This window comes from Streptomyces sp. CB02959, from assembly GCF_002803155.1.
In the GTDB taxonomy this organism is placed as follows: Bacteria; Actinomycetota; Actinomycetes; order Streptomycetales; family Streptomycetaceae; genus Streptomyces.
On sequence record NZ_NNBP01000005.1, the window covers coordinates 16,449 to 40,022 of the forward strand.

Annotated in this window: 19 protein-coding genes; 3 read left to right on the forward strand and 16 right to left on the reverse strand. The window is 72.0% G+C overall.

All coding sequences use genetic code 11. The features are described from left to right. Positions 1-427: 427 nt before the first annotated feature. From CG747_RS09850 to CG747_RS09870, 5 genes are all read right to left on the reverse strand, one after another. Positions 428-2,317, reverse strand: coding sequence for an APC family permease (locus tag CG747_RS09850; RefSeq protein ID WP_100601295.1), 1,890 nt, complete (start codon positions 2,315-2,317; stop codon positions 428-430). 200 nt (positions 2,318-2,517) lie between these two features. Beyond that, positions 2,518-3,456: an oxidoreductase gene (locus tag CG747_RS09855; protein ID WP_100601296.1), complete on the reverse strand. Its 939-nt coding sequence runs from the start codon at positions 3,454-3,456 to the stop codon at positions 2,518-2,520. 42 nt (positions 3,457-3,498) lie between these two features. Then, positions 3,499-3,855 (reverse strand): nitrite reductase small subunit NirD, encoded by a 357-nt coding sequence (nirD, locus tag CG747_RS09860; protein WP_100601297.1) that lies wholly within the window; start codon positions 3,853-3,855, stop codon positions 3,499-3,501. Beyond that, the gene (nirB, locus tag CG747_RS09865) at positions 3,852-6,491 is read right to left on the reverse strand and encodes a nitrite reductase large subunit NirB (protein WP_100601298.1); all 2,640 of its coding nucleotides are present in this window, start codon (positions 6,489-6,491) and stop codon (positions 3,852-3,854) included. The genes nirD and nirB overlap by 4 nt, the downstream gene beginning before the upstream one ends. Next, on the reverse strand, positions 6,491-7,852 hold the full coding sequence (locus tag CG747_RS09870) for an NAD(P)/FAD-dependent oxidoreductase (protein ID WP_180985465.1): 1,362 nt from the start codon (positions 7,850-7,852) through the stop codon (positions 6,491-6,493). Before CG747_RS09870 ends, nirB begins: the two co-directional genes overlap by 1 nt. A 109-nt stretch (positions 7,853-7,961) precedes the next feature. Between CG747_RS09870 and CG747_RS09875 the strand changes: the two genes are divergently transcribed. After that, positions 7,962-9,344, forward strand: a complete 1,383-nt coding sequence (locus CG747_RS09875) for a sensor domain-containing protein (RefSeq protein WP_100601300.1) — start codon at positions 7,962-7,964, stop codon at positions 9,342-9,344. A 28-nt stretch (positions 9,345-9,372) separates the two neighbouring features. Beyond that, on the forward strand, positions 9,373-10,035 hold the full coding sequence (locus tag CG747_RS09880) for a response regulator transcription factor (RefSeq protein WP_100601301.1): 663 nt from the start codon (positions 9,373-9,375) through the stop codon (positions 10,033-10,035). Positions 10,036-10,066: 31 nt separating this feature from the next. On the opposite strand, the gene CG747_RS09885 is transcribed toward CG747_RS09880, so the two are convergent. The 4 genes from CG747_RS09885 to CG747_RS09900 form a co-directional block, all read right to left on the reverse strand. Continuing rightward, a complete protein-coding gene (locus CG747_RS09885; protein ID WP_257980310.1) occupies positions 10,067-12,058 on the reverse strand; it encodes a glycoside hydrolase in 1,992 nt (663 codons plus the stop codon). A gap of 64 nt (positions 12,059-12,122) precedes the next feature. Next, complete coding sequence (locus tag CG747_RS09890; RefSeq protein WP_100601303.1) at positions 12,123-13,313, reverse strand: M20 family metallopeptidase; 1,191 nt, start codon at positions 13,311-13,313, stop codon at positions 12,123-12,125. A 22-nt stretch (positions 13,314-13,335) separates the two neighbouring features. Beyond that, the gene (locus CG747_RS09895) at positions 13,336-13,557 is read right to left on the reverse strand and encodes a DUF397 domain-containing protein (RefSeq protein WP_100601304.1); all 222 of its coding nucleotides are present in this window, start codon (positions 13,555-13,557) and stop codon (positions 13,336-13,338) included. A 2-nt stretch (positions 13,558-13,559) separates the two neighbouring features. Continuing rightward, positions 13,560-14,384 carry a helix-turn-helix transcriptional regulator gene (locus tag CG747_RS09900; protein ID WP_100601305.1) on the reverse strand — a complete coding sequence of 275 codons (825 nt, stop codon included), beginning with the start codon at positions 14,382-14,384 and terminating at the stop codon, positions 13,560-13,562. A 203-nt stretch (positions 14,385-14,587) separates the two neighbouring features. Here CG747_RS09900 and CG747_RS09905 point away from each other — a divergent pair, with 203 nt between their 5' ends. Continuing rightward, positions 14,588-14,890, forward strand: coding sequence for a hypothetical protein (locus CG747_RS09905; protein WP_100601306.1), 303 nt, complete (start codon positions 14,588-14,590; stop codon positions 14,888-14,890). A gap of 17 nt (positions 14,891-14,907) precedes the next feature. Here the strand turns inward: CG747_RS09905 and CG747_RS09910 are convergent, their stop codons facing one another. The 7 genes from CG747_RS09910 to CG747_RS09935 form a co-directional block, all read right to left on the reverse strand. Further along, entirely contained in the window at positions 14,908-15,219 is a 312-nt protein-coding gene (locus CG747_RS09910; RefSeq protein ID WP_100601307.1) for a hypothetical protein, read from the reverse strand. A gap of 51 nt (positions 15,220-15,270) precedes the next feature. Further along, positions 15,271-15,618 carry a toxin-antitoxin system YwqK family antitoxin gene (locus tag CG747_RS09915; protein ID WP_100601308.1) on the reverse strand — a complete coding sequence of 116 codons (348 nt, stop codon included), beginning with the start codon at positions 15,616-15,618 and terminating at the stop codon, positions 15,271-15,273. 130 nt (positions 15,619-15,748) lie between these two features. Then, the gene (locus CG747_RS09920; protein WP_100601309.1) at positions 15,749-16,060 is read right to left on the reverse strand and encodes a hypothetical protein; all 312 of its coding nucleotides are present in this window, start codon (positions 16,058-16,060) and stop codon (positions 15,749-15,751) included. 88 nt (positions 16,061-16,148) lie between these two features. Further along, positions 16,149-16,553, reverse strand: a complete 405-nt coding sequence (locus CG747_RS09925) for a toxin-antitoxin system YwqK family antitoxin (RefSeq protein WP_100601310.1) — start codon at positions 16,551-16,553, stop codon at positions 16,149-16,151. Further along, positions 16,550-16,795 carry a toxin-antitoxin system YwqK family antitoxin gene (locus tag CG747_RS47095; protein WP_146022048.1) on the reverse strand — a complete coding sequence of 82 codons (246 nt, stop codon included), beginning with the start codon at positions 16,793-16,795 and terminating at the stop codon, positions 16,550-16,552. Before CG747_RS47095 ends, CG747_RS09925 begins: the two co-directional genes overlap by 4 nt. A gap of 145 nt (positions 16,796-16,940) precedes the next feature. Continuing rightward, a complete protein-coding gene (locus tag CG747_RS09930; RefSeq protein WP_146022049.1) occupies positions 16,941-17,297 on the reverse strand; it encodes a toxin-antitoxin system YwqK family antitoxin in 357 nt (118 codons plus the stop codon). Then, complete coding sequence (locus CG747_RS09935) at positions 17,294-23,470, reverse strand: toxin glutamine deamidase domain-containing protein (protein WP_146022050.1); 6,177 nt, start codon at positions 23,468-23,470, stop codon at positions 17,294-17,296. Before CG747_RS09935 ends, CG747_RS09930 begins: the two co-directional genes overlap by 4 nt. Positions 23,471-23,574: the final 104 nt, after the last annotated feature.

Below are 23,574 nucleotides of genomic sequence, written 5' to 3' on the forward strand. Positions count from 1 at the left end.
CGGGCGAACCCGCGCCCGGTGCCGCCGGCGGCCGCGGTTTACAGCTGGTCGGGGCGGTCTCGGACCGTTGGGGCGTGCAGGTACGGCAGGTCGGTAAGACGGTGTGGTGCGAGCTGGCGACGCGGAGAACCTGATCGCGTGGAGGCGGGAGGGGGCCGGGTTGCCGTGTCTGCACCTGCCCCCCCCACCGGGGCGGGGCCCCTCCACACGCGGAAGGGTTCGGGGGGCCGGGGGTGGGTGTTCGGACGTAAAGCGAAGCAGTCCGAACACCCACCCCCGGCCCCCCGAAGCCGTCACCCACCACTCACCGGGGCCCCACCCCATAACCAACCCCCTCCGCCGAAGGCGGAACGGAAACCCCCACGGCGGGACGGCCGGCAACGTGCGGGGTGACCCGCGAAGGCGGGACGGCCGACAACGTGCGGGGTCACCCGCGAAGGCGGAACCGCAGGCGGCAGATCACCGCCCCCGTATCGCGCCGCACCGCATGCGCCAGCACCGCTCCGCGCTGGTTCTGCAGCACCCGCTGCCACAGGTGCGCGGGCTCGGCCTCGGGGATCAGTACGGTGACGCGGGCGTCGGGGCGACGGGCCGTCAGGTCCGCGACGTAGTCGGCGATCGGGCGGCCCAGGGAGCGGGTGGTGGAGGGCAGCTCCAGCAGGTCCACGCCGGGGTTCCACAGTTCCCAGTCGCGGCGCAGCGCCTCGGTGGCCGACCGGTCCTCGGGGGTGTCGTAGGTGACGGTGACCGCGATGACCTCGTCGCCCAGGGACACCGCCGCGCCCAGCGCCTCGCCGGTCAGCCGGGAGAGGTGGGAGACGGGGACGACGACGAGGGAGCGGGTGCGGCGCGGCGGTTCGGGCACCCGGCCCAGGCCGAGGCGGTCGCCGATCCGCCCGTAGGCCCGGTGGACCGCCTCGAAGGTGAGGACCATCAGCGGCAGCGCGATCGCGATCAGCCAGGCGCCCTCGGTGAACTTGGTGGCGGTGACGACCACCGCCGCGGCGGCGGTGAGCAGCGCGCCGAAGCCGTTGAGCAGGGCCTTGCCGAACCAGCGGGCGGACCGCTCCCGGTACCAGTGGCGGACCATCCCGGCCTGGCAGAGCGTGAAGCCGACGAAGACGCCGATGGCGAAGAGCGGCACCAGGGTGTTGACGTCGCCGCCGGAGAAGACCAGCAGCGCGGCGGCGGCCGCGGCCAGCGCGAGCACGCCGTGGCGGTGGACCTGGCGGTCGGCCTTCAGCCCGAAGACGTGCGGCAGGTAGTTGTCGCGGGCCAGCAGCCCCATCAGCACCGGCAGCCCGCCGAAGGAGGTGTTGGCGGCCAGTGCGAGCAGCACCATGGTGGCGAACTGGACGACGTAGAAGGCCCAGTTGTGGCCGAGGGAGGCGTCCGCCAGTTGGGCGAGGACGGTGACGCCCTCGACCGGCTGGAGGTGGAAGCGGCCGATGAGCAGCGACAGGCCGATCAGCATGGCGCCGAGCAGGGCGCCCAGCGCGACCTCGGTGCGCTGGGCGCGCCGGGCGGCGGGGGCGCGGAAGGACGGTACGGCGTTGGCGACCGCCTCCACACCGGTCAGCGCCGAGCAGCCGGACGCGAACGCCTTCAGGAGCAGCAGCGCGCCGACGGAGGTGGCGTTGTGGGTGAGGACGGAGGCGTGCCCCGCGGCGGTGGCGGTGGACGCCGGCGCGTCCCGGAAGAGCCCGACCACGATCATGGCCAGAATCGAGGCGACGAAGACCGCGGTGGGCAGCAGGAACGCCCGCGCCGAGTCGGCGATCCCGCGGAGGTTGACCGCGGTCACCAGGACCAGCACCGCCAGGCAGATCCACAGCCGGTCGCCGTAGAGGCCGGGGAAGGCGGAGGTCAGCGCGGCGACCCCGGCGGTCACCGACACGGCGACGTTGAGGACGTAGTCCAGGACCAGGGAGGCGGCGGCCACCAGGGCCGAGCGGCGTCCCAGGTGGGTCTTGGCGACCGCGTAGGAGCCGCCGCCGTTGGGGAAGGCGGCGATGACCTGGCGGTAGGACGCCACCAGGACGGCGAGCAGCGCGGCGATGGCGAGGGTGACCGGGAGGGTGAAGCCGAGGCCGTGGGCGCCGGCCGCGGCCAGCACCAGCACGATCGACTCCGGCCCGTAGGCGACGGAGGCCATCGCGTCGAGGGAGAGCGCGGCCAGGCCCTGGAGGGCGGTCAGCCGGTGCCGGTCGCCGGCCGGGTCGGGGCCGGGTGCCGGGGTGGCGGCGGTGCGGTGGCCGGGGGCGGTCGCCGGGGGCGGCTGCTCGGGCCGGTTTGCGGGCTGCGACACCGTCGACATGTGCGTCGTACCTCCGTGCGGCACTGGGTGGGACCAGCCCAGCGTGCGGGGCCCGGCGGCGGCCCGCGAGCGGCCTTGGCGCGCCCTTGGCGGGTGGCCCCGCGATCTTCACGCGATCTTGACGCCATCCCGCCGCCCGCGCGCCCCGAAGGCCCGCGGGCCCGCCCCGCACACGGTTCGCGCGCCCGTCGGGCCGCAGCTCAGACCGCTGGGACGGTGACGTCGCAGCGCACCCCGGTGAGTTCCTCCGAGGCCGTCCACAGCCGGTCGGCGGTGTCGTCCCGCTGGGTCCACGGGGCGCGGAACGAGCGGGCCGGGGCGCCGCGCAGCCCGTTGCGCGGGCCGATGAAGGCGTCCGGCCGCATGTGCGGGGCGGTGGCCGCGCACAGCGTGCCCAGCGCGCCACCGTCCGCGGACTGGGCGATCAGGCGGTTGCCGAGCTCCACGACCCGCTCGGCGGCCCGGCGGCCCTCCATCCGCACCCCCGCGGTCTGGAGGTTGGTGTGCGCGTAGCCGGGGTGCGCGGCGGCCGCGACGACCTGCGAGCCGGCCGCCGCCAGCCGCCGGGCCAGCGCGCGGGTGAAGAGCAGGTTGGCGCTCTTGGACCGGCCGTAGGCGGTCCAGCGGTGGTAGGACCGCTCGCTGTTCAGGTCGTCGAGGTCCACGTCGGCCAGTGCGTGCAGCATGCTGGAGACCGTCACGACCCGCGCCCCGGGGGTCGCCAGGAGCTTGGGCAGCAGCCGCCCGGTGAGTGCGAAGTGCCCCAGGTGGTTGGTGCCGAACTGCATCTCGAAGCCGTCCGCGGTGGTGCGCTGCGGCAGCGCCATCACGCCGGCGTTGTTGATGAGCAGGTCGAGCCGGTCGCCGCAGAAGTCGTCCAGGTCCTCGGCGAAGCGCCGCACGGACGCCAGGTCGGCCAGGTCCAGCGGCCGGAACTCCGCCTCCGCGACGGGGACTTCGGACCGCAGCCGGGCCAGTGCCGCCGCGCCCCGCTCCGTGCTGCGGCAGGCCAGCACCACGCGGGCGCCGCGCCGCGCCAGCTCACGGGCGGTGACGTAGCCGAGACCGCTGTTGGCGCCGGTGACGACCACCGCGCGGCCGGTCTGATCGGGGATGTGGCTGGTGTTCCACCGGGTCACGCCGTACTCCTCGGTAGGGGAGGGTCAGCCTACGCCCGTGCCTCACGCCGCCCGGGTCCGCACCCGGTATGCGGGGACGGACACCGCCGGGTCGTCCAGGCAGTCCCCGGTCTCCAGGTCGAACCGCTGCTTGAGGAGCGGCGACGCCACGAACGGCCGGCCCTGGTGGGTGCCGGTCAGGCCGCGGGAGAGGACCGCGGCGCCGCTGAACGGATCGCGGTTGTCGATGCCGTAGAGGCGGCCCGCCCGGTCGCGGAAGACGGCCACCTGGCGGCCGTCGGGTAGGAGGGCGGCCACCCCGCGGCCCGGGGTCAGGTCGTTCAGTCCGCAGACCGTGAACCAGGCGTCGGACAGCCGCAGTTGGACCTTCAGGTCGGTGCTCTCAAGGGCCAGGGTCATCGCTGGGTGCTTCCTTCCAGGGCGTCTGCCAGGGGTTTCGGGGAGCGTGCGGCCGGCCGCAGGCCGAGCGAGAGCAGCGGCAGGTCGGGCTTGATCTGGTCGCGTTCGGCGACGAAGCCGACGACCGGGTCGGGGGTGTCCGGGGCGTTCACGAAGGAGACGAACCGGGCCAGCTTCCCGGGGTCCTTGATGGTCTCCGCCCATTCGTCGCGGTAGTGCGCCACGTGGGCCGCCATCAGGGCCTCCAGTTCCGCGCAGATGCCGAGGGAGTCCTCGACCACCACGTCGCGGACGTGGTCCAGGCCGCCGGGGATCCGCTCCAGCCAGACGCTGGTGCGCTCCAGGCGGTCGGCGGTGCGGATGTAGAACATCAGGAAGCGGTCGATCAGGCGGATCAGTTCGGCGTCGGAGAGGTCCTGGGCCAGCAGGTCCGCGTGGCGCGGGGTGGCGCCGCCGTTGCCGCCGACGTACAGGTTCCAGCCGCCCGCGGTGGCGATCACGCCGAAGTCCTTCGACTGGGCCTCGGCGCACTCGCGGGCGCACCCGGAGACCGCCGACTTGAGCTTGTGCGGGGACCGCAGCCCCCGGTAGCGCAGCTCCAGGTCGATCGCCATACGGACCGAGTCCTGCACGCCGTAGCGGCACCAGGTCTGCCCGACGCACGACTTCACGGTGCGCAGCGACTTGCCGTAGGCGTGCCCGGACTCGAAGCCGGCGTCCACCAACCGGGTCCAGATCAGCGGGAGCTGCTCGACCCGGGCGCCGAACATGTCGATCCGCTGGCCGCCGGTGAGCTTGGTGTAGAGCCCGAAGTCCCGGGCGATCTCGCCGATCACGATGAGCTTCTCCGGGGTGATCTCCCCGCCGGGGACGCGCGGTACGACCGAGTACGAGCCGTTCTTCTGGAGGTTGGCGAGGAAGTGGTCGTTGGTGTCCTGGAGCGCCGCCTGCTCGCCGTCCAGGACGTGGCCTTCGGCGCCGATCGCGGGCGCCAGCGAGGCGAGGACCGAGCCGACCGCCGGTTTGCAGGTCTCGCAGCCGTCGGTGCCCCGGGCGCCCTCGCGGCCGTACCCGTCCAGCAGCTGCCGGTACGAGGTGATCCGCAGGGCGAGGACGATCTCGTACAGCTCCTCGCGGGTCTGCGCGAAGCAGCCGCACAGGCCCTTGTCGACCTCGATCCCGCTCGCCGCCAGCTCCTCGTCGACGAGTTGGCCGAGCACCTTGACGCAACTGCCGCAGCCGGTACCGGCCTTGGTGCACTTCTTGACCTCGGGCACGCTGGTGCACGCGTGCGCGGTGACCGCACCGCGGATGGTGCCCTTGGTGACGTTGTGGCAGGAGCAGATCACGGCGTCGTCCGGCAGCGCGGACGGGCCGAGCCGGGCCGGGGCGCCCGCGCCCGCCGGGAGCACCAGCTGCTCCGGCGCCAGCGGCGGCACCGAACCAGTCAGCGCGCGCAGCGTGCCGTACGCCTCCGCGTCGCCGACCAGGACGCCGCCGAGCAGGGTGCCGTCCCGGGCGACGACCAGTTTCTTGTACAGGCCCGCCCGGGAGTCGGCGTAGACCACGTCGAGGCAGCCCTCGGCGGTGCCGTGCGCGTCGCCGAAGGACGCCACGTCCACGCCCAGCAGCTTCAGCTTGGTGGACAGGTCGGCGCCGGTGAAGGCGGCGGCGTCCTCGGCGAGGGTCGCGGCCACCGTCTCCGCCTGCTCGTAACCGGGCGCGACCAGGCCGTACACCCGCCCGTCGACGGCCTGCGCGCACTCGCCGACGGCGAACACCCGCGGGTCGGTCACCGTGCGGCACTGCGCGTCGACGGTGATGCCGCCGCGCTCGCCGACCGCCAGCCCGCAGTCCCGGGCCAGCTGGTCGCGGGGGCGGACGCCGGCACTGAACACGATCAGGTCGGTGGCGAGCTCGGAGCCGTCCGACAGGCGCATCCCGGTCACCGCCCCGTCCGCGCCGGTCACCACCTCCTGGGTCCCGGTCCCGGTGTGGACCGTCAGCCCCATCTCCTCGATGGTGCGCAGCAGGGCCGCGCCGCCGCCGTCGTCCACCTGCACCGGCATCAGGCGCGGCGCGAACTCCACGATGTGGGTGGCCAGTCCGAGCCCCTTGAGCGCACCGGCGGCCTCCAGCCCCAGCAGGCCGCCGCCGACCACCGCGCCGGTCTTCGCCCGGCGCGCCGCGTACTCCTCGATCGCCAGCAGGTCCTCGATGGTGCGGTAGACGAAGCAGCCCTCGGCGTCCTTGTGCGGCACGGGCGGCACGAAGGGGTACGAGCCGGTGGCCAGGACCAGGGTGTCGTAGCGGACGGCCAGCCCGGAGCGGGCGGTGACGGTCCGGGCGGCCCGGTCGACGGTCTCCGCCGGGTCGCCGAGGTGCAGCTCGATGCCGTGCTCGGCGAGGAACCGCTCGTCGGTCAGGGAGAGTTCCGCGGGGGTCTTCCCCGAGAAGTACGAGGTGAGCCGGACGCGGTCGTAGGCCGGCCGCGGCTCCTCGCACAGCACGACCACGCGGTGCGTGGCGGTCAGGCCGCGCTCGGCCAGCGCTTCGAGGAAGCGCTGGCCGACCATGCCGTGGCCGACGAGCACGATCGTGGGGCGTGACCGGTCACGCGAAGCCGTCGTGGACATCAGGAGCCTCCGTCGTTGGTGAGCAGGTGGAGCAGGGGGCCGTCGTCGGACGGGAGCGCCTCGGCGTCCTCCCAGGCGCGGGCGAGCGTGCCGACGGTGCCCAGCGCGCCGACGAGGACCCCGCCGACCAGGCGGTCGCCGCGGACGACGACCTTGCGGTAGGTGCCGCGGGTGGCGTCGGCGAGCCGTACGACGTCGTCGCCGGGGCGCGGTGCGGTCTCGCCGAACGCGGCGAGGTCCAGGACGTCCCGCCCGGACAGGGTGAGCCGGGTCAGGGCGCGGGTCCCGGTGTAGGCGGGCGCGGTGGGCCGGGGGCCGGTCAGCACCCGGGCCAGTGCGTCGGCCTGTTCCTGGGCGGCGCCGGCCAGGCCGTAGACGGTGCCGTGGTGCTCGGCGCAGTCGCCGACGGCGTGGATGCGCGGGTCGCTGGTGCGCAGCGCGTCGTCCACCCGGATGCCGGTGCCGACGTCCAGGCCGGCGTCCCGGGCGAGCCCGGTGCGGGGGCGGACCCCGCAGGCCAGGACGGCCAGACCGGCGTCGAGCAGGTGCCCGTCGGCGAGTTCGACGGCGCGCACCCGGCGTCCGGCCGTCCCGTCGGGGCCGGTCGCCGGCCGGGTCCGGACGCCGCGCGCCCGGCACTCGGTGTGCACTTCCACGTCGAGTCCGGTGAGGTGGTCCCGCAGCAGCGCCCCCGCCTCCGCATCGAGGTGACGGTCCATCAGGTGCGTGCCCTGGTGGGCGAGGAGGACCCGCGCCCCGCACGCGGCCAGCGCCCGGGCCGCCGACACCCCGAGCAGCCCCCCGCCGACCACCACCGCCGGCAGCCCGGGCCGGACCGCTGCGGCCAGCGCCGCGCAGTCGTCCAGGGTGCGGAACGGGTGCACCCCGTCCGGCAGCTCCGACCCGCCCGGCGCGAACAGGCCGCGCAGCGGCGGCAGTACGGGATTGGCGCCGGTCGACAGCACCAGCACGTCGTAGCCGAACTCCCGCCCGTCGCCGCACCGCACCCGCCGCGCGCCCCGGTCGATCCGGACCACCTGTACGCCGCCGTGCCAGGCCACCGCGGCGGCCGGCGCGGGCAGCGCGATCACCTGCGGCGGATAGCGGCCCGCGAGGACCTCGGCGAGCAGCACCCGGTTGTAGGGCGGATGCGGCTCCTCCGCCAGGACGGTCACCCGGAGCGGGCGGGGGCCCGCGCCGTCCGCCGCCGCGGCCAGCTGGTGGACGAGCCGGGCGGCGGCCATCCCGCCGCCGACCACCAGCACCCGCACCGCCGCCCCCGCCGGAGGTGCCGGTGCGGGGCCGGTGCCCGTCGTGTCCGCGGGCCCGCGGCCCGTGGACGATATGCCCGTCAGCGTCATGCCCGACAGCCTGCGACGCCGCTGTTACCCGCCCGCATCGCCCGCGTTACCCCGGCGGAACGCGGCCCTCAGCGGCCCGCCGGCCGCCCTGTGAGGGGATGCTGGGGGCATGCCCCGCCCCGCCCGCACCCCCGGGGGCGCCCGCCGCCCCGCCGGCCCGCCCTCGGCGCGCACCCGCCACCCGGCCCGGCGCGCCCGCACGGCACTGACCGCCCCCTTCACGCCCCGCGCCCTGGCGGCCCTGCTGCACGCCCTGGTCGCGCCGGTGCTCGCCCTGCCGGGCGCGGTCCTGGTCCTGGTGGGGCTGGCCGCCGGCGCGGTGCTGTCCTGGACGGCGCTCGGCCCCTGGCTGCTGGCCCTGGCGGTACGCGGCGCGCTGGCCCTCGGCGACCTCCAACGCGCCCTGGCCCGTGCCCTGTTGGGGGAGGAGGTGGCGGCTGCCGGGCGGCGCGGCGCACCCGGCGCCTTCGGCTGGCGGCGGGCGGTGCTCGGCGACCCGGCCGGCTGGCGGGCGGTGGCCGCCGCCCTGCTCACCCCGCTGACCACCCTGCCGCCGCTGCTCGCCGTCGTCCTCGGCTACGTCTACGGCCCGCTGGCCCTCGCCCACCCCGTCCTGCGCCGCTGGAACCACTTCACCGTCCGCTCACCGGACGGCACCGTCCGCGAGGTGGGGGTGCTGATCCACGGCGTCGAGTTCGACAGCTGGCCGCGCTGGACCGCGGTGGTCGCGGTCGGGGCGCTGCTGCTGCTCCTCGCGCCCTGGCTGGTGCGCCGGACCGGCACCCCGCACCGCCTCCTGCTGCGCGCCCTGCTCGGCCCGAGCGCCGCCGACACCCGGATCCGCACCCTGGAGGAGACCCGGGCGCACGCCGTCGAGGACGCGGCCGCCACCCTCCGCCGCATCGAACGCGATCTGCACGACGGCACCCAGGCCCGCCTCGTCGGCCTGGGCATGCACCTGACCCTGATCCGCGAACTCCTCGTCCAGGACGCCGACCGGGACCGTCTGCTGGCGACCGTCGCCCGTGCCCAGGACAACGCCACCCAGGCCATCGCCGACCTGCGCCACCTGGTCCGCGGCATCCATCCGCCGGCGCTCGACGAGGGCCTGGAGACCAGCCTGTCCACCCTCGCCGCCGACGCCCCGATCCCGGTCGCCCTGCACACCCGGATCACCCCCCGCCCCACCCCCGCCCTGGAGTCCATCGCCTACTTCTGCGCCGCCGAACTCCTCGCCAACACCGTCAAGCACAGCGGCGCCGACCGGGCCGCCGTCGAGGTGCGCGGCGACGGCCGCACCCTGCTGCTGTCCGTACGGGACGACGGGCGCGGCGGCGCGGTGATCGGCGCGGGCAGCGGCCTGACCGGCCTGCTCGGCCGGATCCGTACCGTGGACGGCACCTTGACCTGCGACAGCCCGCCCGGAGGGCCTACCGTGGCGGTGGTCCGGCTCCCGTACCCGGCCGCCCGCGAGGCCCCCGGGCCCCGCTGACCGGCCGCCCCTCCCACAGGCAGGAACCATGCGCGTCGTCATCGCCGAGGACTCCGCGATCCTGCGGGAGGGCCTGGTCCAACTGCTGGAACTGCGCGGCGTCGAGGTCGCGGCCGCCGTCGCCGACGCCGAGGCGCTGCTCACCGCCGTCGACACCCACCGGCCGGACGCCGCCGTGATCGACATCCGACTGCCGCCCGGCCACCGCGACGAGGGCCTGCGCGCGGCCGTCACGCTGCGCCGGCAGCACCCCGGCACCGGCGTCCTGATCTTCTCCCAGTACGTGGAGACCGCCTACGCGGACCGGCTCTTCGGCTCCGGCGCGGGCTTCGCGGGCGTCGGCTACCTGCTCAAGGAACGGGTGGTGGACATCGGCGAGTTCGTCGACGCCCTGCACCGGGTGGCCGCCGGCGGCACCGCCCTCGACCCGGACGTGGTCACCCAGCTGTTCGGCGCCGTCCGCCGCGCCACCGCCCTGGACGCCCTCACTCCGCGCGAGCGCGAGGTGCTGGCCCTGATGGCCCAGGGCCGCACCAACCACTCCATCGCCACCGCGCTGACCGTCACCGAACGGGCCGTCGAGAAGCACATCGCCAACCTCTTCGGCAAACTCGACCTGCCGCCCTCGGACACCGGCCACCGCCGCGTACTGGCCGTCCTGCGCTACCTGGAGGCGGCCCGCCGGCCGTAGCCGCGCCGCCGCCCCCGGGCATCCGCGCCGCCTACCCGGCCGGGGTACCGACCCGCGCGGGGCACAGTCGCCGCGGCTGCGCGTCCCCCCGCAGCCGGGCGTCCACGCATCCGCCCGGCAGCCCGTGGTACGCCCGGTCGCCGAAGTTGGCGGTCACGGTCAGCACCCCGTCCCCGAACACCGTCCGCTGCACGCTCCGGTCCGCCGTCAGCCACCGGAACGACGTCATCCGCTCGGTCCCCGCGGCCCGGTGCAACGGCGCGAAGTACTTCTGCAACGCGGCCAGTTCGGCCCCGTTCCGGGTCAGCGACGGCCCGTCCAGCACGAAGTTCAACGGCGTGTTGTACAGCATCGCCAGCAGCGCCCGGGTGGTCTTCTGCGCCGGCAGCTTGTCGTACGACAGCTCCCACCGCTCGGCGTTGACCAGCGACCCGTGCAGCGCCGTCTCGTACAGCGGCACGCGGTACTTCGGGTCGTACATGGCCGTGGCCAGATCGGCCGGCAGCGCCACCGGCTTGAAGAAGTTCTTCGGGGCGTTCTGCGGGTAGTAGCCGCCCCAGGTCTCCTTGTCGCGCTCCAGCTTCCACAGCCCGTCGGCGACCGGCGTCCCCGAACCGTGGTCGAAGGCCAGCACACCGTTGGCCCACGGCTGCGCGGACTCCGAGCCCAGCACGAAGCCCTTCGCCAACCGCCCCATCCGCGCCAGCCGGTTCTCCCGGTCCCCGGCCCTGGTCATCTCGTGGCCCGCACCGTGGTCCCGGAACACCTCACCGGTCGCGTCCACGTCCAGGAAGTAGCTGTCCGCCCCGTTGGCGGTCATCTCCCGGGTCCGGTCCGCCAGATAGTGCCGGCCCGGCTCGGCCTTCTCGAACGCCCGCGAACTCAGGTAGCACCCCCGCCCCCCGAACCCGGTCTCCGCCGACCCGTCCGCCTTCCGCACACAGAAGTCCGGATAGACCGTCCCGGGCCACTTGGACGTGGGACTGTCCGCCGCCTTCGGGTCCTGCCCGTTGGCGAACGAGTCGTACGGCCCGACCAGGTACCCTGCCTGCTTCGCCGCCCGCACCGCCGCGGCGTCCATCGGATCCGGCCCGGCGTCGTACCCCAGCCACATCCGGTCCACGCCCAGCTTCCGCAGCCGCGCCACCCCCGCCGCGGTCCGCGCCTCGCCCCACACGTAGGCGTGGAACGCCCCCAGCAGCTTTCCGTTCGCCGGATTCTTCGCGATCTTCTGCCGCAGGCTGCCCAACTGCCCGCGCTGCGCGAGGTACGACCGGTAGTCGGCCGCCGGCGCCACCGGGTCCCCGTCCGTCAACGCGAACGACACCTGGTAGTCCCGCGTCCCGTCCCCCGCGGAGAAGTCGTGCGCGGCGGTCGCCCGCAGCGCCCCGCCCCGCGACGCGAACGCCAACGACGTCCCCAGGTCCGTCGGCGTCACATAGCTCACTCCGTGCCGCGCGCCCCCGGAGGCACCGCCCGCACCCCCCATCGCATACCCCCACAGCGGCAGCGCCAGATCCGCCCCCACGTCCACCGTGCTCCCGGCCAGCCCGCCCCGCCCGGAATTCCAGAACGCGTCCCGCACCGGGATGTCCAGTCCCTCCCCGCGCGGCACCTGCACGGCCGACGCCGCCCGGTCGGTCCCGGTCACCGGCCAGCTCACCGACTGGTCCCGGTCCGCCCGGATCCCGATCCGCAGCCGCCCCTGCTCCGTACGGGCCGTCACCGACAGCCCCTTGCCCGGATACGTCCACCGCGCCCCGTCGGCGGTACGGGTCACCGGCCCGGCCGTCCCGAGCCCGCCCCCGGCCGCCTCGGACAGCACCATGCGCGTCCCGTCGTCGGCCTGCGCGGTCACCGCCAGCGTGGCGGTGTCCACGGTGGCGGTCCCCCCGGCGACCGGCAGCACCAGCCGCCCGTCCTGAAGCGTCCCGGCCTCGGCGCTCCCGCACCCGGAAACCCCGACCGCGGTAGCGGTCAACGCCATCGATGCGGCGATCACTCGTATGAGCTTTGATGTCATGCCCATGTGAATAGTGCCGCGGTCTAAGAACCTTCTAAGAAGCCCCCGGCCGACCGGGTCGCCGCTACCCCTTCGCCAGCCTCCGCACCGCCAGTTCCGCGTACACCGCCGCCCCGTCCGCCAGCACCGCGTCGTCGAACTCGGCCAGCGGGGAATGGTTGTTGGCACTCCGCTCGGGGTCGGCCCCGGCCGGCGGCGCCCCCAGCATCATCATCACGCCCGGCACCTCGTCCAGCACCCGCGAGAAGTCCTCCGACGCCGGCAACGGATTCCGCCGCGCCGCGAACCGCTCCTCACCCGGCGCCTCGCGCACCGTATGCGCCACGAACTCCGCCTCCGCCACGTCGTTCACGGTCACCGGATACGTCTCCACGAACTCCGCGTCCACCGCCACCTCGTGGGCCGCCGCCACACCCCGGCACACCTCCACGGTCCCGTCCTTCACCCGCGCCTGGGCCGCGGCCGAGAAACTCCGCACCGTCGCCTCGAACACCGCGGACTCCGGGATCACGTTCTGCTGCGTCCCCGCGTGGAACGTGCCCACCGACAGGATCACCGGGTCGAAGACGTCGAAACTCCGGGTGATCCACGCCTGCAACGCCGTCACCATCGCGCACGCCGCCTGCACCGGGTCCTTCGCGCGGTGCGGCATCGACCCGTGCCCGCCCACCCCGCGCACCGTCACCCGCAGCACGTTGGACGCCGACATCATCGGCCCGCCGCGCGCCCCGAACACCCCGCTCGGCTGCCCCGCCGACAGCACATGCAGCGCGTACGCCGCCACCGGCCGCCGCCCGGCCGCCTCCAGCACCCCCTCCGCCAGCATGTGCCGGGCCCCGTCGTACCCCTCCTCGCCCGGCTGGAACATGAACACCACGTCCCCCGCGAGCCGGTCCCGGTGCGCCGACAGCAGCTTCGCCGCCCCCGTGAGCATGCTGGTGTGCAGATCGTGCCCGCACGCGTGCATCCGCCCGTTGTCCGCGGCGAAGTCCAGATCGAGGCGCTCGGCCACCGGCAACGCGTCCATGTCCCCGCGCAGCAGCACCACCGGCCCGGACCCCGCCCCGCGCAGCACCGCCGTCACCGAACTCAGCCCCGCGCCGGTGCTCACCTCCAGCGGCAGCCCGTCGAGTTCGGCCAGCACCGCCTCCTGCGTACGGGGCAGTTCGAGCCCGGTCTCCGGAATCCGGTGCAGCGCCCGCCGCAACCGCACGAGCTCACCGGACAGGGCACGGGCATCGTCACGCAGGTCCACGGGATTCCTCCTCAGACGGTCCTCAGACGGCGAACTCCCCATTCTTGACCGCGTCCACGAACGAGGACCACCCCGTTACGGACACGGTGATCACGGGGCCGCCGGGGCACTTGCTGTCCCGGAGGGGGACGAGGGCGTGGGTGGGGGCGGGGGTGGGGGAGAATTCGAGGCACTGGCCGCCGTCCCCGTCGCTGTAGGACGACTTGAGCCAATCGGCGCCCGCAAGAACGAAGTCGCTGCTCATGATCAGTACTCCTTCAGCACGGTCTTGATGAGAGCCAACGAATGTGCAGGGGAAAGCGCGTTCGCCCGTAGCCGATCGTAGCTGTCCAGATGTACAGCGAGGGTTTCGGCGGAGTCGTACAGCTTGCCGCCCTGCGGGCCGTCGGCGTACAGCACCGTGGAGGAGCCGTCAAAGGTCAGCAGGGTGAACGGCCTCGTGTGCGCCCCGGGCGCACCTGCCGAGAAGGGCAGGACCTGGAGGTCGATCTGCGGTGACGCCATGGCCCTCGTCAAGTACGTCAACTGCTCGGCCATCACCTCGGAATCACCCACGACGGTCCGCAGGCACGCCTCGTGCAGCATGACCCACAGCAGCGGCGGCCGCTCCCGATCGAAGACCTCACGACGACGTAGTCGAGCCGCGACCCGGCCGTCGATCAGCTCCGGGCTTTCGCGCGGGTGCGACGAACTGAAGATGGCGCGGGCGTAGGCATCGGTCTGGAGGATGCCCATCACGAGGCTTGCGGAGTAGTCCAGTATCCGCGTCGCCTTGCGCTCCAGTTTCAGGTACGGGAAGAACCAACTCGGGTGGTCGCCCTCGTCGATCCGTTCCAGCAGGCCGGCGAACAGCTCACCCGTGCCGAACACGGTGTCGCAGCCCTTGGCGAACTTCTCGCTGGGCCTCGGCAGCAGCGTTCCGGACTCGACCTTGCTCACGTAGCCCTCGGAGTAGCCGATGACAATACCCAGGCGCTTCTGCGTGATTTTGCGGGCCAGGCGCACCTGCCGGACGTCACGGCCGAAGCGTTCCAGGGGATTCAAGTTCTCGGGTTCGGTGGACTCGTCCAACGCTATGACCTCTCGCCACGTGCGTTTGCGTCGGTGTTGCGACGGCCCGCGCCTTGAACGCTGCCGCTTCAAGTGCCGCAATCCTATTGCCCACCGAGGAGTTGCGTGACCGAATGGCTACACGCAGTACCCAACGGGAAGACCCCCGCGACCGTGCGACCGGTCCGGGGGCATGGCCACCAACCCCCTGGAGGTTGACGACAATGACCGACGCTACCCTGCGGCTTCTTCCGTGGTCGAGCCCCGACGGCAAGCCCTCATACGTCCTCGGCGACGGAACCGGCATGGTCTCCCGCCTGGCCGACGACATCGAGGAAGCCCAACTCTTCCTCGCCGACGGCCTGGTGGAGGATGCCCGCCGCCTCCTCGACGCCCGGAGCTGGACGACCGGCGAACTCCACCTCCTTGCAGTCGAGTTGACCGAATCCCTGGTGGAGATCCGCCGCATCGCAGCAAGCCGCGGCGCCCGCCTGCGGGCCGCGTCCCCGGCGGATCGGCCGGTCTGATGCCGCGGTTGGGGTGGCTAGGCCCGCTTATCCCGCTGTTGGCGGTAGAGCTCGATGGCCGATTCGGTGGGCAGGTTGGGAACGGTGTAGGTCTCGCCGGTGTCCTTCGCCACGATGACCTTCGCGCCACCGGGGGGAGCGGGCTGGGGCCGGCCCGACGCGTCGACGGCGGGCGGACAGCCGCGGAACACCAGGTAGCCGATGTCGAATTCAAGGACGTGCAGGGGAACCGGGGAACCATCAGCGAGCTTGGGCTGCGCGAAACGGCTCAGGAAGATGGCGAGCGCTTCCTCGGGGCTGGTCGGCGGGGCCGGGGATTCCTGCGGCACGGTCGGTCCCTCTCCTCGATGGCGTGGTGTTTCTGACGGGTGGATCTCCGGCTACGGATGGCACTTGTCAACCGTCGGATTTCCGCCCTTGTCCCAGCGCTGACGGAGTAGATGCCTCCCTTCAGGGCTGAAAACCGAACGCTCGGCGAGCTGGCCGTTCGGATGCCATCTGCGCCATTCGCCGATGGCCAGCCCCATGGAGCACGTCCCCTCCTCCTTCTTCGTTCCGTCCGGGTGCCAGTGGGTCTGTGGTCCGGACTCGACTCCCCAGAGGTACCTGACGAGGCTGATCATTCGACCTTCTTCGTCATGCGTGACGACTTCACCCTCGAATGGTTCACCTTCGTAGTAGACGCGCATGTCGTCTTCCATGTAGGTGTCTTCCTCGTCGACGCGCACTCTTTGCTCCGTGGCAGGTGATGCGAATGCGTACGGCCCTTTTGTCCGCCGCATCGCAGCAAGCCGCGGCGCCCGCCTGCGCGCCGCATCCCCTACGGATCGGCCGGCCTGACACCGCGGTGGGGTCCGACTACTCCCCCTCCTCCCGCTGCCGGCGGTAGAGCTCAATGGCCGATTCGGTGGGCAGGTTGGGCACGATGTGCGTCTTGCCGGTTTCCTTCGCCACAATGATCTTCGCGCCACCGGGGGGAGGTGGCAGGGGCCGTCCCGCCGCGTCGGTGGGAGTGGGGTATTTCCGGTACACCAGGTACCCGATGTCGAATTCATGGACGTGCAGCGGCACCAGCGAACCGTCCGCGTTCTTCGGCTGTGCATAGTGGCGCAGCGCGATGGCGAGCGCCTCTTCGGGGGTGGTCGGCGGGGCCGGGTTTTCTTGCGGCACGGTCGTCTCTCTCCTCGATGGTGGGGTGCTTCTAGCTGGTAGGCGGCAGGAGTGGAGTCACATCAACGGTCGCCGTCATGTCATGCCGTCACGACGTGAAGGACTTGTCTTTGACGAGGTTTCCTTCCTTGTCCCATTTCTGGACACGCTCGTACCTCCCTTGGAGGGAGAAGACCTTGTGCTCGGCAAGCCGGCCGTTGGGGTGCCATCTGCGCCAGTCGCCGATGGCCAGTCCGTAACGTGCCCGGCCTTCGCTTTTCTTCGTTCCGTCCGGATGCCACTGGTACTGCGGGCCGGAGGGAACGCCGTCAACGTAGGAGGCGAGGCTGATCACTCGCCCCTGCCGATCCCGCGCGAAGACATCCCCGGTGAAGGGGGCGTCGTCTTCGTAGTGGAGTCGCGCGCCGTCGTCGCGGTAGCAGTCCTCGTAGGCGACGAGTTCGAGCGTTTCCGGTAGCCCGGGTGTGTGCCGTGCGGGTCGCGCGGCGCTCAAGGGGTGTACCGCTTGTCGACCGTGAGGTTTCCTTCCTTGTCCCAGCGCTGGCGACGTAGGTGGTTCCCCTCAGGGTTGAAGGCGGAGAACTCGGCGAGCTGGCCGTTCGGGCGCCAGCTGCGCCACTCGCCGACGGCCACTCCCAACCGGCAAGTGCCTTCTTCCTTCTTGGTCCCGTCGGGATACCACTCGGCTTGGGGGCCCGATTCGAAACCTTCGACATAACTGACGAGGCTGGTCATCCGGCCCTCCTCGCCATGCGTAACGACTTCGCCAGTGAACGGCTCACCTTGGTAGTGGACGAGGCTGCCGTGTTCAAGGCCAATGTCTTCTTCGGCGACGCACAAATCTCTACCTAGGGCCAGGAATTGTGTGAGCAGGGCGCTGTCACGATGTGAAGGATTCGTCTTTGGTGAGGTTTCCTTCCTTGTCCCATTTCTGGAGACGCTCGTACTCTCCTTGGGGGGTGAAGACCGAGTACTCGGCGAGCTGGCCGTTGGGGTGCCATCTGCGCCATTCGCCGACGGCCAGCCCATAACGCGTCTGGCCTTCCTTTTTCTTCGTTCCGTCCGGATACCACTGGTTTTGCGGGCCGGAGGGAACACCGTCGACGTACGAGGCGAGGCCGATCATTCGGCCCTGGCGGTCCCGGGAGACGACTTCGCCGGTGAAGGGGTCGTCTTCGTAGTGGAGTCGCGCATCCTCGTCGCGGTAGCAGTCTTCGTATTCAACACGCATGGTCATTCCGATACTGGAGGCAGTTCACTGTCTTTGCGTCGTGCGTCGCCAATTGAGTACTGATGGCGTCCCCCGTAGCTGGGTACGTCACGGAGCATCGCGTTGCAGTTCGGGCAGGCCGGCGCCGAGTCGCCCGTCATGTGGATGACGTTCCCCTTGTTCTTCCCCTTCTTGACCACTGCGTCTTCGATCCAGCGTGGGTCGAACCGCATCTCGTCCAGGGCTTCACGGCCCAGCGTGGGCCGCTTGGAGCTCTCCCCGCCCTCCGCTCGCCACTGCTCCTCCAGCTTACGCTGGCGTGCCCAGAGGAGTTCGTTCACGGCCTTGACTTCGGCGTGACGCCGTGGATCGTCGAAGTAGGCTCGCCCGGTGAAAACCATCGGCGAATTGGGGACTACCTTTCCGTTCTCGTCCCGTTCCGCCGATCCGTCCGGAGCGATCTTGTTGCCGATGAGGACGTTTCCGTCTCTGCCGATGATCGGGTGCATCCAGGCCGCGAGACCCATGTAGTTGTCGCGCAGAATGGGATGGAGGTCCTTCTTCTTGATGATATCGCTCGGTTCTCCGTTCACCCCTTCGGTGATCATTCCGGTTCGACGGTCTATTGCTACAGCTGAACAGGGTCCGTCGTCCGGCCCTCGCATCTCCCCGTGCAAGCGTGCCCGCTCTACGGACAATTCCTGCAGGTACTCCTTCACGGGCTTCCCGTCGATATGGCTGATCAGGTCATTCTCGTCGAATTGGATCCGATCCGTATCGTCGAGGTCGATCTGTTCGACCAGCCCACCGCGGGCCTTGTCCTCCATCTCTGAGTCCAGATCGTGGGTATCGGGTGTCTCGCCAGGGTCAACCGGTTCTGGGAAGACGGGCGGTTTGTCGACGGGAACGTCACTGGCCGAGGGGGCCTTGAACCGCTCTGCCGGTTCCTGGTTCTCGCTCTGGTTGTCGTTCTGGTCCTCGTGGTGGGCGTGCTGATCACCGGTCGACGGGTCGCCTTCGTCCTCCGACGAGTCGGCGGGTGGCTCGTGGTTACTCCCGGCTGGTGCTGCGGGACCCGTGGGCGTGGGGCCGTCTTGGGGGGCCGGAGCGTCGGTGGTGGATTCCGTGACCGGGCCGCGCTGGTGGGGCGTTGACGTGGGTGCCCCGCCGTCCGATGGGTCGGTGGTCGGCCTTGTGTTGCCGTAGCGCAGCGGGTTGTCGTCGTGGCGCAGGGCGTTGGCGAGGTGTTGGGAAATGTCCGCGCCGCGGTTCCTGGGGGCAGTGTTGGGAGGGCTGTTGGAGAGGGGGGAGTCGTCGTGGTCGGACGGGGTGGGGGACTGCGACTGGTCGTCGGGCGTGTGTACCGGCTCTGCCGGGGACTGCTGTTCGGTCGGCGTGTGATCCGCTTCGGCCGGCGTGTGCTCCGGGTCGGTTGTTGTGTGATCCGGTTCGGGGGTCGTGGGGGGAGTGGCAGGAGAGTCGTGAGACTGCGGGTCTGACTCGACGTGAGGCGGGGTGTCGGACTTGGCCTCAGGATTGGCCTCAGCCTGGTTGTCGTCCTCGGACTTGGCCTCGGCCTCAGGCTTCGAGTCGGTCTCGGCCTCAGGCTTGGCCTCGGACTGGGTGTCGGGTTTGGCCTCAGGCTGGGTGTCGGGATTCGTCTCGGGCTGGGAATCGGGTTTGGTCTCGGACTCGGGCTGGGTCTGGGACTCGGACTTGGCCTCGGACTCGGGCTGGGCGTCGGTCTTGGTCTCTGACTCGGCGTCGGTCTTTTCGTCGGTCTTCGGTGTGGGGTCGTCAGGGCGGAGCGGCTCGCGGTCCGGGCCGAGAGGTATGTACCAGGCGTGCTCCGCATTCCCGAGATGGATCGGTTTGGCGCTGACCTCTCCGCTCTGGGTGTCGATCCAGATGATCTTTCCGTGGTGATTGACCGCGTTGAAGGCATGACCGCCGCCTTCGTTGGGCCAGGCGACCTGCACGATGGCGGCCGCGCCGTGGCCGGCTTGCTCCAGGTCGTACGCGATGCGCCGTGCGGTGTCCGGGTCGTTGCCGGGCCCGGCATAGGTGTGGCTGGCGCCGCTCCACCGGATCTGGTTCTCGTTGGCGTCGTTCTCGGGCGCCAACGTATCGGGGGTCCCGTGCTCGTTGGGGTCCAGCGTCCGAGGCGCGGAGACCTGCGGGTTTCCGTACCAGGTCTCCAGGAACGAACGGGAGCAGTCGGCGCAGTTGTTGCCGCGGCCGGGCACGTTGTTGCCGCCGTCGTTCTGGAGCTGCGCCCAGGACCCGAAGGGATCGGCGAACCGCTGGGGCGTGCCGTCGTCGTTGGTCGGGTGCGCCTGCTCCAACGCTTGTTGGTCGCTGGGGTCGGGCGCTAGCAGGCCGCCCCTTTCCACGTCGAGATCGGCTCGGATCGACGGCAGGCTGTTGGGGTCCGACTGCTTGTTGTCGTCCTGGTTTGCGGTGCTCTCCTCCGGGGTTGCCGGCTGGTCCTGGGAGGGCTGTTCCGTCTGCGGCTGCTGGTGGGGCAGCTGCTGCTGTTGTTGTTGAGACTGCGGAGTCGGCTGCGGAGTCGGTTGGGGGGCCGTCTGCTGGGGGTGCTGCTGGTACGGCTGCGGTGTCGGTTGCTGCTGGTGGGGGACCTGGTACGGCCCGGGTTGTTGCTGTTGCTGCTGGTGGGGGGCCTGGTACGGGTTCTGGGCGTAGGGGTTGGGCTGCGGCTGCTGCTGGTACGGCTGTTGTTGGTAGGGCTGCTGGGCGTATGGGTTGGGCTGGGGCTGCTGCTGGTACGGCTGTTGGGCGTACGGGTTCGGCTGCTGCTGAACCGGTTGCTGGGCATACGGGTGCTGCTGCGGGGGCGGCCCCGGCTGCGGAGCGTACGGACCCGGCTGCTGCTGGGGCTGGGGGTACGGGGCCTGCTGCTGGGGCTGTTGCTGCGGATACGCGTAAGGGCCTGGTTGTTGCTGTTGCGGTTGCTGCTGGTGTGGCGCGGGCTGTTGTTGTGGAGCGGGGTGTTGCTGGTACGGCTGCTGGGTGTACGGCGCCGGCTGTTGCTGCTGCTGGTACGGCGCATGGGGCAGCTGGGCGTACGGCGCGGTGTGCGGCTGTTGCGTGTGCGGTTGCTGCTGGTGTTGCTGGTACGGCTGCGGCTGCGGCTGCGGCTGCGGCTGCGGCTGTTGGTTGGGCAGCTGTTGCTGCTGGTAGGGCTGCGGCTGCTGTTGGTAGGGCTGTTGGGCGTACGGGTTGGGCTGAGGGGCGGGCTGCTGCTGATGAGGAGCCTGGTATGGCCCGGGTTGTTGCGGTTGCTGTTGTGGTTGCTGCTGGTGGGGGGCCTGGTACGGCTGTTGGGCGTACGGCTGCGGCTGAGGTTGTTGCTGTTGATGCTGCTGGGTGTACGGGGACAGCTGCTGTTGCTGGTACGGCTGCTGCTGTTGGTAAGGCTGTTGCTGGTAGGGCTGCTGGGCGTATGGGTTCGGCTGCTGCTGGGCGTAGGGGCCGGGCTGCTGCTGAGGTTGAGGGTGTTGTTGCTGCGGTTGCGGCTGCGGTTGTGGCTGGTGAGGGGGCAGGTTCGGGGTGGGGGCAGTCGGGGCCGGGGGGCTGGAGGGGGGCGTGGCCTGCGCCGGAGCGTCCGTGCGGGGTTGGCTTCCGGCCGGGCCGTCGTGCGGGGGCGGTGTCTGTTCCTGGCGGGGGCCGTCGAGGCGCGGGTTGTAGGCCGGGCGGTCCGGGGCGGGCTGCCGGGTGTGGTCCTGGACCGCCTGGGAACCGTCCGGGCGGCGGTTGTCCGGGCGCCGGGCGGCGTCGGAGCCGGCGGCGGGCGGTTTGCCGCCGGTGGGGGACGAGGCGTTGCCGGCGCTGCCGGGCGACCCGCCTCGGGATGGTGCCGCGGCCGCGGGCCCGGCCTGCGGCGGAACGGCACCCATCATCATCGGGCCGCCGGCCTGCGCGGAGTTGGCCTGGCCCGACTGCGGGGCGGGGGTGGCTGCCGGGGCGCCGCCGTTGGGCTCGGGCGCGTGCTGGGTCGGCGGGGGGAGCGTCGCGCTACCGGCGGACTGGGTCGTGACGGCGGCTTCGTCGTCGGGCCGACCGGTCGTGGGCATGGGATCGCCCGGTGCCGGGTCGCGCTGCTGGACCGGCTGGCCGGGGGACGGCGTGTGGTGGACGGGCGCGCCCTGCGGGGGCGTGCTGACGTGCGGCATGGAAGCGCGGCCACCGCCGCTTCCGCCGGCACCGTCCCCGTTCGTACTGCCGCTGCCGCTGCCGCTGCCGCTGCCGTTGCCGTTGCCGTTGCCGTTGCCGTTGCCGGTACCGGTGTTGTTTCCGGTGTCGGCGTTGTTGCTGGTGCCGGCGTTGTGGCCGGTGGTCGTGCCGTTGTCGGCTCCGTCGTGGGAACCCGCGGAACTGGCGTCGTACGACGGCGTGTTGCCGGAAACGGGGCCTGGCACGGATTCGGGCGCCGGTGCGGGATGCGGCGCCTGCGGTGCGTCGGGACGGGAGGCGTGGTCCGCGGACGGGGGGCTGACGGGGTCCGCGGCGGGGGTCGGGCGGGCCGCGTCCGGGGTGGTGTCGTGGGCGGGCTGAGTGCTGACCGGGCCCGCATCCGGGCGTGCGCCGCCGGGCGTGGCGTCATGGGCGGGCTGGGTGCCGACGGGATCCCGGCCGATGTCGGAACGGTCCGGACCCGGGGCGTTGGCGTTGTCGTGCGTCGGCCGGGTGGTCGGGGCATCCGATTCCGGGCGGGACGGGGAATCCTGCGCCGGTCCGGAATCGGGGGCATGGGGCGCGGCGGCGGGCGAACCGTCATTGCCGCGGTAGCCCTCGTCGAACGGCGAGCGCTGCTCCGGCGGCGGGAGGGGCTGCGCGTCGGGAACGGGGCGCCGCGCGTCCGTACCACCGTCCGGGCCCTCGGCGGGGCGCCCCGCGGGGTTCTCCGAGGAGGACGGGCGGGCGGCGCCGTCGCCGCTCGCTGCTCCGTCGGACGATCCGGCGTTGTCGGAGGCGCGGGGAGCGTGGCCGGGCGACCCGCCGTCCGAGCCGCCCCGGCCACCGCTCCCGCCCGAGTCGCTCCCGCCGCCGGAACCGGCGGAGGCGCCGCTGCCGCCACCACCGGAGCCGGCGCTGTGCGAGCCACTGCCGCCGGAATCGCCGCCGCTGCCGGAACCGCCGTCGCTCGAACCGTTGCCGTTGCCGTTGCCGCTGGCGCCGTCGCTCGTACCACCGGCGCTCCCGCCACTGCCGGCACCAGATCCACTGCCGGTACCGGATCCACTGCCGCTACCGGATCCACCGCCGGCACCTGAGCCGCTCCCGGTACCGGAACCGCTCCCGGAGCCTGCGCCGCTGCCCGAGCCACTCCCGGAGCCGCTGCCACCGCCGGAGTCGTTGGAGCTGCCGCCGCCGTCACCCCCGCTTCCGCTCCCGCTCCCCCCGCCGTCACCGCTGCCGTTGCCGCCGCCGTGCTCACCCCCGCGTCCGGCGGCGGAGTCCAGGCCGCCACGGGCGCGGTGCCCGGCGCGGTGACCGGCGCCGTCGCGGAGGCTTTCGCCGAGCGTCTCGCCGGTGCTCTCCACGGCGTCCTTGCCGGCGGCGTAGCCCTCCTTGAGGGTCCGGCCGACGTTGTACCCCTGCTGGGCGCCGAAGTTCTGGTTGACCGTCTGGGCGATGAGGTCCGAGGCCATGGCCTCCAGAGCGGAGATCACCGGCTCCTTGGCGGCCTCCATGATCGCGTCCAGCAGTTGCCTGGCGACCTCCTTGAGGATCTTGCGGACGACTTCACGGGTCGCCAGTGTGGCCGCCGCGCCGCCGATTTCGGAGAGGCCGAACGTGAAGGGCGCGGCGGCCTGTGCCGCGATGATTTCGGCCGCCAATATCGCCAATTGGACGATGACGGCAATTTTCATGCCGATAACTAGCGTCGCGGCGGCCTCGAAAGTGAACGCGATGACCTCGGCCGCTTCACGGGCGTCGTCGAAGTAGCCCGAGCCGCCGTCGAACTTCTCCCAGGTCTTCGCGAAACCCTCGATGGAATCGCCGGCGTTCTGCCCGAGCACGTTGGATGCGGATGTCATACCGCGGGACTGGTGCCCCTGGACCTCGGCGGCGAACTGACGCCAGACGCCGGCGCATTCGATCAGCTTGTCTTCGTCTGCGGTCGGCCAGTTGAAGCCGAGCATCTCAAGGATCCACTCCAGAGAATTCGGCAGCATGACAGACAAGACGGAACTCCCCCGTGAAAAAAATGTGCAACAAGACATGACGGGGCGACGGCAACGCGGAAAGCGGCCGGCACACTCACGTCACAGACGCGGAA